Consider the following 13,228-nt stretch of genomic DNA (forward strand, 5'->3'; position numbering starts at 1 on the left):
AATCAAGGGGCTTTCTGTGTTTTATCACTTCTGAATCAGGGCGTTCTCTAAGGCCGGATAAAAGATAACCTCTTCTCTTCTTCTGCAAATAAGATAGCTGTATTTACTAATGCCAGATGTGAATATGCCTGCGGGAAGTTGCCCAACTGTTCTTTGGTTTCGAAATCAATATCTTCACTAAACAATCCGAGATGATTGGAGTATTTCAGAACTTCGTCAAACAGGCAGCGTGCTTCTTCTTTATGGCCGGTTACAAACAATGCCCGTATAAGCCAGAATGTACAAATCGTAAAAGCAGAAGTAGGCAACCCGAAATCGTCTTTGCTGTTATAGCGATACATAAGTCCTTTATGGAAAAGGGCTTTCTTGACAGCTTCCACTGTTTTATGATAGCGTATATCATCTGCTTCTATAAATCCATAGGGTTCCATCAATAGTAATGAAGAATCCATTGCTTGATTATTATATGTCTGTGTGAAGCTTTGAAGTTCCTTATTCCAGCCATATTTCATCACGTCTTTCTTTATTTTTTCGGCTTCCAGTTGCCAACGTTCGCTATAATTATATTTGTTAAGCATTTGAGCGATTTTAGCTCCGCGATCTAAAGCTACCCAACACATCACTTTGGAAGAAACAAAGTGTTGTCCTTCTCCCCGGATCTCCCAGATTCCCTTATCGGGCTTTCTCCAGTTTTCTACTACTTTTGCTAAAATGGTCTTTACCATTTCCCACATGTCTTCAATTTCATCCAGTGTGCCGGGCATGAGGCGATAATATTGGTAAATCAGGTCCATCAGGTAACCAAAAGAGTCGTTTTGTTTCTGATGGTATGCATCATTTCCTATTCGTACAGGTTTGGAGTTCTTATAACCGGATAGATGGTCGAGTATCACTTCGGTTAGTTGGTGCTCGCCCCGGATGCCATACATAATTTGATAATCATGTTTGGAAACGAATGTGGATTGGATAAATTTCATAAAGCGTTTGGCTGCACCGGTATGTCCGATTTGAAACATGGTTTCGATGGACATGGAAGCATCCCGAAGCCAGCAGAAACGATAATCCCAGTTGCGCACTTCTCCTACAGCTTCCGGAAGGCTTGTCGTTAGTGCTGCCAGCACAGCTCCGTTGTGGTAGGACATTAGTTTCAGAACCAATAAACTCCGTTCGATTACGTCATTATATAGAGTGTATTTCTTGCTTCTGTCTGTCCAGTTCAGCCAATATACCAGCGTACGGCAATATTCTATTTTCTCCCTTTCTATGTCGATTGGGATCACTTTCTCGTTATAGGAGAGCAGGAGAAATTCGTCTTTCTCAAGAATGATTTCTTTTTTCTCTTTGATGTCCTGAAGAGACAGGGAAGCATATAAATATTGTCTGTCCTTGTTGTCAAAGGAGCAGTAGGATTCGATATACTGTGGAGTGATATTAAGGATCACTTGTCCCTGCGCATAGTTCGGGGCCGGATGATAGTTGATCTTGAAACGCGGTTTCCCTTTTATCCAATGTATGTAGCGGTATAATTCGGCAGGTAAATAATGCCCTGTTTCGTCTTGTGAACGATAGCAGGGCATATAGTCGAGCACTACGAATTCTCCTTCATCGGAGGAGAATTGGGTAGAAAGAATATTGGTGTGGGGGACATAATTTTGTGTGATGCGATAGTCTCCGGAAACTTCGAATCCGAAAGCTCCTCCTTTCTCCCGGTCGAGCATACTGGCAAAAATAGAAGGAGAATCGAAATCGGGAAAACAGAGCCATTCGATATTTCCGTTCTGCGAAATGAGAGCTGCCGTTCGGCAGTTACCTATCACTCCATAATTTAAATTATTCATATTGATTGCTTTTTATTGAGTTTTTAATAGATCTTTGAGAAAGTCGAAAGCGAAAGTCAGGCGATTCTTAATACTTCCTTCTTTTGTGGCAGTTTTTTGTTTGCCTAGTAAAGACCGTAAGAAAGGAAGTACGTCAGATTGGGCAGACAGGTGATAGTTGGCGGCTTCGGATACGCTACCTATTTTAATGGTGATAGCGCTCATCGGCAATGCCTGAAACATATCTTCATCTGTAGTGTCGTCTCCCATCGCTATAACAAAATCATAACGTCTGTTGGCTAGCAGACGCCCCACCTCCGAACCTTTATTGCAATCCGGTGATTTGATTTCGATCACTTTATTTCCTTGCAGAATTTGTAGTTTCTGCCGGGTACAGAGCGAAATCAGCGTGTTGACGAGTTGTTGGGCTCTTAATGTGCCGAGCCATGCGTCACTTTCACGATAATGCCAGGCCAGGGCAGTTTCCTTCACTTCCAGATGGGAACGGGGAGTACGGTCTACAAACATTTGAAGAATAGAGAGAATACCTGCTCCCCATTCTATCTTCTTTATGTTTTTATGCCAGACTCCGTTCTCTTTGTAGAAAGCCCCATGTTCGGCAGCCATAGAAATAGGAAGGGTGCCAAGCCATTTTTCTAATGTAAAGTGATCCCGCCCGCTATTGATAACAATATGATTGGCGGGATCGCTAGCCAGTTGTTGTAGAATAGAAATGAGTTCCGGTGTAGGTTGTGCATCCTCGGGACGTGGTTTGAGAGCCGTCAGTGTACCATCATAGTCCAGCAGAATCAGGCGTTGTTTGGCTTGGTTATACTTGAGTTTGATTTGTGCAATGCTAGCGGCTACGATACGTTTTTTTCGTAGCATATCGTTTTTCATACATGTCGCGTTCAGTTCATTGACAAAGTCGGCTGCCCATTTGTTGACTGTCTGTACGGACAGAATGCTTTGCATACGTTGCAGGCGTTGTTTTTGTTCCTCTTCGGGCATTTCAAGTGCCTGGCAAATAGCATTTTCTATTTGTTCCGTATCGTTCGGGTTGATTTGGATAGCGTCCGTCAATTCTACGGCGGCACCTGCCATTTCGCTAAGGATAAGTACACCGGGATTGTCGCATTTGGTAGCTACGTATTCTTTGGCTACCAGATTCATTCCGTCCCGAAGTGGAGTGACGAGGGCTATGTCGGCCACATAGTACATGGCAGTCAGTTCTTCCAGTGAAAAGCCATGATAGAAATAACATACGGGAGTCCAGTTCATTGTGGAGTAACGTCCGTTGATAGAGCCGATTTCTTCGTCAATTTTTGTTTTTAGTTCCGCATAGCTGCCTACATGGTCGCGTGAAGGGACAATGACCATTGCCAATGTAACTTTACCGTGATATTCGGCATGATGTTCGAGGAAGGTGGCAAAGCCACGAAGACGGTGCAATATGCCTTTGCTGTAATCCAGTCTGTCTACTGACAGGATCAGTTTATGCTCGCCGAAAAGTTTCCGGGTTCGTTCAATGGCCTGATGTACTTCTTTATTTTCTGAAGCCTGATGATAGGATTCATAGTTGATTCCCATCGGCAATGCTTCTACTCTGACCATCCGGTTGTTGATCTGTACTTCATCCAGTTTGAAGTCGAGATGCAGCACACGCTCTACGGCACTGATGAAGTGACGCATATAGTCATGAGTATGGAAAGCAATGAAGTCTGCTCCCAGCAAACCCTTCAGAATCTCGGCACGCTCCGGAAGAATACGGAAGAGTTCGTAAGAAGGGAACGGGATATGATGGAAATAACCGATACTTAGTTCCGGATATATTTTCCTCAACATTCCGGGAAGTAGCATCAGTTGATGATCCTGTATCCATACCTTATCGCCGGGACGTATCAGCCGGCAAATCTCCTCACAGAAGAGTCGGTTGACTTGTTGATAGGATTGCCAGAAACAGTTCTTATATAAGGTATAAGCATAAAAGTAATGACACAAAGGCCAGATAGTACTGTTACTGTATCCTTCGTAATAGTTTTCAATTTGCTTTTCCGACAAGAAGACCGGATGAAAATTCATTTCCTGTAGTTTCTCGTTAATCTCTTGCTGGTCCTTCTCTTCATTTGTACATATTCCGGGCCAACCTATCCAGTGCTTCTCATAAGAAGTCTGGAGAGAATCCAAACCTGTTGCCAGTCCGCCTTCGCTACGCGAAAATACGAATGTGCCGTTTGTGTCGGCTACTTTGACAGGTAATCTGTTTGCAATAATATAAAGTTTCATATCTATTTCTTCGCAAAGCATGTACCAATTGACTTATGTTGATGCTTAACCGTTTATTATCAACAGATTATAAAGATGTAGTATCCTCCTTTTGTCTTTTCAAAATGAAAATCCCCTTTCAAAATGATAATTTGTTTATTTTTTCTCTTCTGAAATCACGAAAAAACAGAAAGTCTTTCAAAATAGAATCCTTTTTTCAAAATGGAAGGGTGTGTCGGATGGTAAGAAAGTAACTGCCTGTCTGTATCTGTTTGAATGTTAGCTTATTATGTATTCTTTGTTTTTTGTGGCACGCATTTGGCATGAAGAATGGCAAGTAAAAATTTATAGTAATCATTTAAAAGGTAAAAACATGGGAATAACACTATCATTTATTTTCTGCCTGTTGAGCGGTTTCGCTTGTTTCTGGCTGTTCTGGAAATGTGTAGACTGGTTTGAGAATATTTAAAGAAAAAAGGAGAATTGATTATGTACACAGCATTATTCGTATTAGGTATTGCAATCTTCGGTTATTTGATGTATGTGCTCATCAAACCCGAGAAGTTTTAAAGTAACACACACAGTTTAAGGTAAAAAGTATATGAATACAGAAATTTTAGGCGTGGTTGTTCAGATAGCCTTGATGGTGATTCTGGCTTATCCACTGGGAAAATACATTGCCAAGGTCTACAGAGGAGAAAAGACCTGGTCTGATTTTATGGCTCCTATCGAAAGAGTCATTTATAAAGTTTGTGGAATCGACCCCAATGAAGAAATGAACTGGAAACAATTCCTGAAAGCATTGTTGATTTTGAATGCTTTCTGGTTTTTCTGGGGAATGGTACTCTTGGTTTCACAAGGATGGTTGCCTTTAAACCCGGACGGCAACGGACCGCAGACTCCGGATCAGGCATTCAATACTTGTATTAGTTTTATGGTGAACTGTAACTTACAGCACTATAGCGGTGAAAGCGGACTGACTTATTTTACTCAATTGTTCGTCATCATGCTTTTCCAGTTTATTACCGCAGCAACAGGTATGGCTGCTATGGCAGGTATTATGAAGAGTATTGCTGCAAAAACAACCAAAACGATTGGTAACTTCTGGCAATTTCTGGTAATAAGTTGTACGCGTATCTTATTACCTCTTTCTCTGATTGTAGGTTTTATCCTGATTCTTCAGGGAACTCCGATGGGATTTGACGGTAAGATGAAAGTCACTACTCTTGAAGGTCAGGAACAGATGGTTTCTCAAGGTCCTACGGCCGCAATTGTTCCTATTAAACAGTTGGGTACGAATGGCGGTGGATATTTTGGCGTGAACTCCTCTCATCCATTGGAAAATCCGACTTATCTTTCTAACATGGTAGAATGTTGGTCTATCTTGATTATCCCGATGGCGATGGTATTTGCACTGGGTTTCTATACCCGCAGAAAGAAGTTGGCTTACAGTATATTCGGAGTAATGCTTTTCGCTTTTCTGGTCGGTGTGTGCATTAATGTCAGTCAGGAAATGGGGGGTAATCCGCGCATCGATGAGCTGGGAATTGCACAGGACAATGGTGCGATGGAAGGTAAGGAAGTGCGTTTGGGAGCCGGAGCAACCGCGTTGTGGAGTATTGTAACGACCGTAACTTCCAATGGTTCTGTGAATGGTATGCATGATTCTACCATGCCTCTGTCCGGTATGATGGAAATGTTGAATATGCAGATTAATACCTGGTTTGGCGGTGTAGGTGTAGGGTGGATGAACTACTATACATTCATTATCATTGCAGTGTTTATCAGCGGTTTGATGGTGGGACGTACACCGGAATTCCTCGGTAAGAAAGTAGAAGCCCGCGAAATGAAAATCGCTACGATTGTAGCTCTGCTTCATCCGTTTGTAATCTTGGTGTTTACGGCAATCTCAAGTTATATTTATGTACACCATCCAGATTTTGTGGAAAGTGAAGGTGGATGGTTGAACAACTTAGGATTCCACGGTTTGAGTGAACAGCTTTACGAGTACACCTCTTGTGCTGCCAATAACGGTTCCGGTTTCGAAGGCTTGGGTGATAATACTTATTTCTGGAACTGGACATGTGGTATCGTTTTAATTCTGAGTCGCTTCCTTCCTATTATCGGACAGGTTGCCATTGCCGGGCTACTGGCGCAGAAGAAATTCATACCGGAAAGTGCCGGTACGTTGAAGACGGATACATTGACTTTCGGAGTAATGACATTTGTAGTTATCTTCATTATTGCCGCTCTGTCATTCTTCCCGGTACATGCATTGAGCACGATTGCTGAACATTTAAGTTTGTAATACTGAATTAGAGAAGATATGAAAGATAATAAATCAGCTTCTTTGTTTCCAAAGGAGCAAGTTATAGAAAGTTTGAAACAATCATTCGTGAAACTGAACCCACGAATGATGATAAAGAATCCGATTATGTTTACGGTAGAGGTGGCTACGGTAGTCATGCTGCTTGTGACGCTCTACTCCATTGTTAATTCTTCACAGGGTTCGTTTGCTTACAACATTGCCGTGTTTATCATTCTGTTTATCACTTTGCTGTTTGCCAATTTTGCCGAAGCTATTGCAGAGGCACGTGGTAAAGCACAGGCCGACAGTTTGCGTAAGACTCGTGAAGAGACACCGGCAAAGAAAGTGGAAGGCAATAAAATCGTTACTGTCAGTTCTTCACAGTTGAAGAAAGGGGATGTGTTTGTCTGCGAGGCAGGAGATGTGATTCCTTCCGACGGTGAGATTATTGAAGGGTTGGCTTCTATTGATGAAAGTGCCATTACCGGTGAGTCTGCTCCGGTCATTCGTGAGGCAGGTGGCGACAAGAGTTCGGTAACAGGAGGCACGAAAGTACTGTCCGATCATATAAAGGTGATGGTGACTACCCAACCGGGAGAAAGTTTTCTTGATAAGATGATCGCATTGGTGGAAGGTGCTTCCCGCCAGAAAACCCCGAATGAGATTGCGTTGACTATTTTGCTGGCAGGTTTTACGCTTGTTTTCGTCATTGTGTGTGTGACTTTGAAACCGTTTGCCGATTATAGTAATACGGTCATCACTATTGCTTCGCTTATTTCTTTGTTTGTGTGTCTGATCCCGACAACTATCGGTGGACTTCTCTCTGCCATCGGTATTGCCGGTATGGACCGTGCACTTCGCGCCAACGTGATTACTAAATCCGGTAAAGCGGTTGAAACTGCGGGCGATATTGATACATTACTGCTGGATAAAACGGGTACTATCACCATTGGTAATCGTAAAGCAACTCATTTCCATACAGCTCCGGGTGTCGATCTGCACGATTTTGTGGAAACTTGTCTGTTGTCTTCCTTATCCGATGAAACGCCGGAAGGTAAGTCTATCGTAGAATTGGGACGTGAGTCGGGCATTCGTATGCGTAATCTGAATACAACAGGAGCACGTATGATTAAGTTTACGGCTGAAACCAAATGTTCGGGAGTAGACCTGGCAGATGGAACGCAGATTCGTAAAGGTGCTTTTGATGCCATCCGTAAGATGGTGGAAGGTGACGGGAATGAATTTCCGAAAGAAGTGGAAGAGATTATTTCTTCTATCTCAAGCAATGGTGGTACACCGCTGGTAGTATGTGTAAACAGAAAGGTGACTGGTGTTATTGAACTGCAGGATATTATCAAACCGGGTATTCAGGGACGTTTCGAACGTCTGCGTAAGATGGGAGTGAAGACGGTAATGGTGACAGGTGACAACCCGTTAACTGCAAAATATATTGCTGAAAAAGCCGGTGTGGATGATTTTATCGCCGAAGCGAAACCGGAAGATAAGATGGAATATATCAAGAAGGAACAGCAGGCTGGTAAATTGGTTGCAATGATGGGAGACGGAACGAACGATGCTCCTGCTCTGGCACAGGCCAATGTAGGTGTAGCCATGAATAGCGGTACACAGGCAGCGAAAGAAGCTGGTAATATGGTCGATTTGGATAACGACCCGACGAAGTTGATCGAGATTGTGGAAATCGGTAAACAATTACTGATGACACGTGGTACGCTGACTACTTTCTCTATCGCCAATGACGTAGCGAAGTATTTTGCTATCGTTCCGGCCTTGTTTATGATCGCTATTCCCGAACTGGCTGCTCTGAATATCATGCATCTGCATAGTCCTGAAAGTGCTATTCTTTCGGCAGTCATTTTTAATGCGATTATTATTCCGATTCTGATTCCGCTGGCTTTGCGTGGTGTGCAATACAAACCGATAGGTGCAAGTGCTTTGCTTCGCCGTAATCTGCTGATCTATGGTGTGGGTGGTGTGATTGCTCCTTTCGTGGGAATCAAATTGATAGATTTAATAGTAGGTTTATTCTTTTAATTAAAAAACAATAGCAATGAAAACTTTATTGAAGTCATTAAAAATAACACTTGCTTTTTGTGTCTTTTTCTCCGTGTTCTATATCCTTATCCTGTGGGTGTTCGCACAGGTAGCAGGTCCTAATAAAGGAAATGCCGAGGTGGCTACGCTGGATGGGAAAGTAGTGGGAGCAGCCAATGTGGGTCAGATGTTTACAAAAGATATTTATTTCTGGGGACGTCCTTCTTCTGCCGGTGACGGGTATGATGCGACGAGTTCCGCAGGTAGTAATAAAGGGCCTACGAATCAAGAATATCTGGATGAAGTGAAAGCGCGTATTGATACTTTCCTTGTACATCATCCTTATTTGAATCGTGCGGATGTGCCTGCCGAAATGGTTACGGCCAGTGGTTCGGGACTGGATCCTAATATCACTCCTCAATGTGCGTATGTACAAGTGAAGAGAGTAGCACAAGCACGTGGATTAACAGAAAAACAAGTAAGAGCGATTGTTGATAAAAGCATAGAAAAACCGTTTTTGGGGTTGTTGGGAACAGAAAAGGTGAATGTCTTGAAATTGAATATCGCTTTAGAGGAAAGCAATAAGTAGATGAAGATTGAGCAGCGTTCCTGTCCGGACCGTTTGGGTTATGCCGCGGTTCAAATTAACAGGGTTGGATGGGGCGCTGCTTTTTTACAGGAACATAAAATAGAATTAGATAAGAAGTATGAAAAGTTTTTTTAGTAAAAAGAGTATTTTAGGAACAATGGCTGTAGCAGCCGTATGTATGTTGGGAACTAGCAATGCACAAGCACAAGAGTTTACTATACAAGGTGATTTGGTAAGTTCGTATGTATGGCGTGGTATTTATCAGGGGGGAGCCGCTTCCTTTCAGCCGACTTTGGGATTTAGCGTAGGTAATTTCTCGCTTACTGCATGGGGCTCAACCAGTTTGAGTGAGAGTAATAAAGAAATTGACCTAACCGCAGCTTATAAGTTTGGTGAAGCGGGACCGACACTTTCTGTAGCCACTCTTTGGTGGGACGGACAAGCTGATGTGGCTAATGGAGAACTTACCAATAATTATTTCCATTTTAAAAGTGGAGACACCGGACATCATTTTGAAGCAGGGTTAGCTTATACGCTTCCTATTGAAAAGTTCCCGTTATCTATCGCATGGTATACCATGTTTGCCGGTGCTGACAGAAAAACGACTGATGAGGGGGAGGAAAAGCAGGCATACTCTTCTTACGTAGAACTGAATTATCCGTTCAGTGTGAAAGGAGTTGATCTGAATGCTACTTGTGGAGTGGTTCCTTATAAGACTCCGCAGTATAATGTGAATGGGTTTGCAGTGACGAACCTAGCTTTGAAAGCAACGAAAGCAATAAATTTTAATGATAAGTTTTCATTGCCTATATTTGTACAGGCTATATGGAATCCACGTTTGGAGGACGCCCATTTAGTATTTGGCGTAACTTTAAGGCCATAAAATAAACTCATGAATTTTTGTGAAACCCGTGGTGATCGTGATGATTACTACGGGTTAGGATGTTTAAAATAACAGATTGACGTAATGGATGATAGAGAACATAGTGTACAGTATTTTTTGGATCTGATAAAGAAGTCCCACCGGGGCAAATTCAAGGTCTATATCGGTATGATAGCCGGTGTGGGAAAGTCATATCGTATGCTTCAGGAGGCGCATGAACTGCTGGAGAACGGTGTGAACGTGCAAATCGGCTATATCGAAACTCATGGACGTGCCGGGACGGAAGCATTGCTGCAAGGGCTCCCTGTCATTCCGCGTCGCAAAATCTTCTATAAGGGGAAAGAATTGGAAGAAATGGATCTGGATACGATTATCCGTGTCCATCCAGAAATTGTAATTGTGGATGAACTGGCTCATACGAATGTAGAAGGTAGCTTGAACGAGAAACGTTGGCAGGATGTGATAACTTTGCTGGATGAGGGAATCAATGTGATCTCGGCAATCAATATTCAGCACATCGAAAGCGTGAATGAAGAAGTGCAGGAGATTACGGGTATTGAAGTGAAAGAACGAGTGCCCGACAGTGTGCTTCAGGAAGCGGATGAGGTGGTGAATATTGACTTGACGGCAGAGGAACTGATTGCACGTTTGAAAGCGGGAAAGATCTATCGTCCGGAAAAGATTCAGACGGCATTGGACAATTTCTTTCGGACAGAGAATATTCTTCAGTTACGTGAGTTGGCTTTGAAGGAAGTAGCGTTGCGGGTAGAAAAAAAGGTGGAGAATGAGGTGGTGATGGGAGTAGCCGTCGGACTTCGGCACGAGAAATTTATGGCTTGTATCAGTAGTCATGAGAAAACACCTCGGCGAATTATCAGAAAGGCGGCAAAGTTGGCAACCCGGTATAATACTACTTTTATAGCCCTGTATGTTCAGACTCCGAAAGAGAGTATGGATAGAATTGATCTAGCCAGTCAACGGTATCTGTTGAACCATTTTAAGCTTGTGGCGGAACTTGGGGGAGAGGTGGTGCAGGTGCAGTCGAAGGATATTTTGGGGAGCATCGTCAAGGTTTGTAAAGAGAAACAGATATCGACTGTTTGCATGGGAACTCCTAATTTAAGGTTGCCATACGCTATTTGTTCTATACTGGGATATAGAAAGTTTTTAAATAATTTGTCACAAGCTAATGTAGATTTGATTATACTTGCATAATATTAATCGTATGAACGTTATGAATATTAAAACGAAACTGATTCTCGGTATCGGAATGCTGGCCGGAATGATTATTTTGCTGGTAACACTTTCAGTTGTGAATCTTCAAATTCTGACAGCGACAGAACCTGATAGTCCTGCTGCTACGCCCGGATTGGAACGTGCTTTGTTATGGATTTCCGTAACGGGAGGAATCTGTATCTTGACCGGACTGATATTGCTTTATTGGTTGCCCCGTACTATCAGTAAGCCTATTAAAGAACTGAAAGAGGGAATTCTTGAAATAGCCAATCATAATTATGAGAAGCGTCTGCAGATGAATAATAATGAAGAATTCCGGGATGTGGCGGATAGTTTTAACCGGATGGCGGAGCGTTTGACCGAATATCGTGCCAGTACTTTGTCGGATATTCTTTCTGCAAAGAAATTTATTGAAGCAATTGTAAACAGTATAGATGATCCGGTGATCGGCTTGAATATGGAGCGTGAAATTCTGTTTATCAATGAGAAAGCACTCAATGTCTTGAATCTGAAACGGGAGAATGTGATTCGTCAATCGGCGGAGGAACTGGCTTTGAAGAATGACCTGTTGCGGCGGTTGATCCGTGAACTGGTGACGCCAAGCGAGCAGAAGGAACCATTGAAGATATATGCTGACGACAAAGAGAGTTACTTTAAGGCCTCTTATGTCCCTATCATTAATACGGAGGCTGAAAAAGGGGAACCTCGCAAACTGGGTGATGTTATTTTATTAAAGAATATCACGGAATTTAAGGAACTGGATTCTGCCAAGACTACATTTATCTCGACGATATCTCATGAACTGAAGACTCCGATTGCTGCTATTATGATGAGCCTCCAGCTGTTGGAAGATAAGCGTGTCGGTGCATTGAATGATGAACAGGAGCAACTGTCTAAGAGTATCAAGGAGAATAGCGAGCGTTTGTTGAGTATCACCGGAGAATTGCTTAACATGACCCAGGTGGAAGCCGGAAAACTACAGTTTATGCCGAAGATCACCAAACCGATTGAGTTGATCGAATATGCGATCAAAGCTAATCAGGTGCAAGCGGATAAGTTTAATATCCAGATAGAAGTGGAATATCCGGAAGAGAAAATCGGCAAACTCTTTGTCGACAGTGAAAAGATTGCCTGGGTATTGACAAATCTGCTAAGTAATGCTATCCGTTATTCTAAAGAAAACGGGCGTGTGATTATCGGTGCCAAACAGGATGAAAATATGATCGAACTCTATGTTCAGGATTTTGGAAAGGGTATCGACCCGCGTTATCACAAAAGCATCTTCGACCGTTATTTCCGTGTACCCGGAACGAAAGTACAAGGCAGTGGCTTGGGATTATCTATTTCGAAGGATTTTGTGGAAGCTCATGGTGGTACGCTGACGGTAGAGAGTGAATTGGGGAAGGGAAGTCGGTTTGTGATGCGGTTGAAGGCATAGTTTTGAAGGAGTTTATGAAAGAATTAGACTTCCGACAGGCACAAAATCTGCTTGCCGGAAGTTTCTCTATTCTTTCTTTTTATCGTTTTCTTCTTCTCCAGCATATCCAAATGCCACACAGACCAATAATAAATGGAATGCCATAGCAATAGATAATTTTGATAGTGGATAGATCCATAGGAGTCAGGCTGATATCTTTGTCGAGATAAGGGGCTCTGGAAGAAGATACCGGAAATTCATTATAGCATAGCCAACGGAATGAACCGGGAATCATATTGAAGTTGAATGAATAGATACCCGGTCTTGAGCTTTTTTGTAGTTCGGCATTGCTGAAACAGTCTGCATCACCCAACACAATGATCCGTTGTTTTTTATCTTTGCCTTTTATCTTGCGGGTTAACGCTATTGCCGTGGGATAGGCTCCTAGCTTTTCACCTTGAAGAGAGTCCAAAGAAAGGGAATCATTCACAAAATCTTTTGTTTGATACTCAATCCATGTTTGTTGAGCGTTGCTTTGCAATAAAACTATTGGATGGAATTTTGTTGTATCGACAACTTCCAGAGCAACAGCCGATGGCATGGTGACTGCACTATGCTTCTGCCTGTCAACCATACGTTTATAGAAGCCTCCTATACTGTC

The 13,228-nt window shown here is 42.6% G+C and carries 9 protein-coding genes and 1 pseudogene; 7 read left to right on the plus strand and 3 right to left on the minus strand.

Going from position 1 to position 13,228, the window contains the following annotated elements; translation table 11 throughout:
* Positions 1 to 47: 47 nt before the first annotated feature.
* A complete protein-coding gene (locus BSCG_RS02730; RefSeq protein ID WP_004323567.1) occupies positions 48 to 1,838 on the minus strand; it encodes a glycoside hydrolase family 15 protein in 1,791 nt (596 codons plus the stop codon).
* Between the two features lie 12 nt (positions 1,839 to 1,850).
* Complete coding sequence (locus BSCG_RS02725) at positions 1,851 to 4,124, minus strand: bifunctional alpha,alpha-trehalose-phosphate synthase (UDP-forming)/trehalose-phosphatase (RefSeq protein ID WP_175285337.1); 2,274 nt, start codon at positions 4,122 to 4,124, stop codon at positions 1,851 to 1,853.
* A 447-nt stretch (positions 4,125 to 4,571) separates the two neighbouring features.
* Between BSCG_RS02725 and kdpF the strand changes: the two genes are divergently transcribed.
* The 7 genes from kdpF (at position 4,572) to BSCG_RS02695 (ending at position 12,588) form a co-directional block, all read left to right on the plus strand.
* Positions 4,572 to 4,652 carry a K(+)-transporting ATPase subunit F gene (gene kdpF / locus BSCG_RS0128020; RefSeq protein WP_032849815.1) on the plus strand — a complete coding sequence of 27 codons (81 nt, stop codon included), beginning with the start codon at positions 4,572 to 4,574 and terminating at the stop codon, positions 4,650 to 4,652.
* A gap of 31 nt (positions 4,653 to 4,683) precedes the next feature.
* Complete coding sequence (gene kdpA, locus BSCG_RS02720) at positions 4,684 to 6,390, plus strand: potassium-transporting ATPase subunit KdpA (RefSeq protein ID WP_008777345.1); 1,707 nt, start codon at positions 4,684 to 4,686, stop codon at positions 6,388 to 6,390.
* Positions 6,391 to 6,408: 18 nt separating this feature from the next.
* Positions 6,409 to 8,442 carry a potassium-transporting ATPase subunit KdpB gene (gene kdpB / locus BSCG_RS02715; protein ID WP_008777346.1) on the plus strand — a complete coding sequence of 678 codons (2,034 nt, stop codon included), beginning with the start codon at positions 6,409 to 6,411 and terminating at the stop codon, positions 8,440 to 8,442.
* 16 nt (positions 8,443 to 8,458) lie between these two features.
* Positions 8,459 to 9,031 (plus strand): K(+)-transporting ATPase subunit C, encoded by a 573-nt coding sequence (locus tag BSCG_RS02710; RefSeq protein WP_004306397.1) that lies wholly within the window; start codon positions 8,459 to 8,461, stop codon positions 9,029 to 9,031.
* Positions 9,032 to 9,149: 118 nt separating this feature from the next.
* Positions 9,150 to 9,914, plus strand: coding sequence for a hypothetical protein (locus BSCG_RS02705; RefSeq protein WP_004306399.1), 765 nt, complete (start codon positions 9,150 to 9,152; stop codon positions 9,912 to 9,914).
* 84 nt (positions 9,915 to 9,998) lie between these two features.
* A complete protein-coding gene (locus BSCG_RS02700; protein ID WP_004309023.1) occupies positions 9,999 to 11,129 on the plus strand; it encodes a sensor protein KdpD in 1,131 nt (376 codons plus the stop codon).
* 19 nt (positions 11,130 to 11,148) lie between these two features.
* Complete coding sequence (locus BSCG_RS02695; RefSeq protein ID WP_032849834.1) at positions 11,149 to 12,588, plus strand: ATP-binding protein; 1,440 nt, start codon at positions 11,149 to 11,151, stop codon at positions 12,586 to 12,588.
* Between the two features lie 79 nt (positions 12,589 to 12,667).
* Here the strand turns inward: BSCG_RS02695 and BSCG_RS02690 are convergent.
* Positions 12,668 to 13,228 (minus strand): annotated as a pseudogene (locus BSCG_RS02690) (hypothetical protein); the annotation flags it as partial.

It is taken from the genome of Bacteroides sp. 2_2_4 (assembly GCF_000157055.1).
In the GTDB taxonomy this organism is placed as follows: Bacteria; Bacteroidota; Bacteroidia; order Bacteroidales; family Bacteroidaceae; genus Bacteroides; species Bacteroides ovatus.

Coding starts and splice junctions, on each gene's coding strand:
- BSCG_RS02700 (WP_004309023.1), top strand. CDS start 9,999: ATGGATGATAGAGAACATAGTGTACAGTATTTTTTGGATCTGATAAAG.
- BSCG_RS02725 (WP_175285337.1), bottom strand. CDS start 4,124: ATGCTTTGCGAAGAAATAGATATGAAACTTTATATTATTGCAAACAGA.
- kdpB (WP_008777346.1), top strand. CDS start 6,409: ATGAAAGATAATAAATCAGCTTCTTTGTTTCCAAAGGAGCAAGTTATA.
- kdpF (WP_032849815.1), top strand. CDS start 4,572: ATGTACACAGCATTATTCGTATTAGGTATTGCAATCTTCGGTTATTTG.
- BSCG_RS02705 (WP_004306399.1), top strand. CDS start 9,150: ATGAAAAGTTTTTTTAGTAAAAAGAGTATTTTAGGAACAATGGCTGTA.
- kdpA (WP_008777345.1), top strand. CDS start 4,684: ATGAATACAGAAATTTTAGGCGTGGTTGTTCAGATAGCCTTGATGGTG.
- BSCG_RS02730 (WP_004323567.1), bottom strand. CDS start 1,838: ATGAATAATTTAAATTATGGAGTGATAGGTAACTGCCGAACGGCAGCT.
- BSCG_RS02695 (WP_032849834.1), top strand. CDS start 11,149: ATGAATATTAAAACGAAACTGATTCTCGGTATCGGAATGCTGGCCGGA.
- BSCG_RS02710 (WP_004306397.1), top strand. CDS start 8,459: ATGAAAACTTTATTGAAGTCATTAAAAATAACACTTGCTTTTTGTGTC.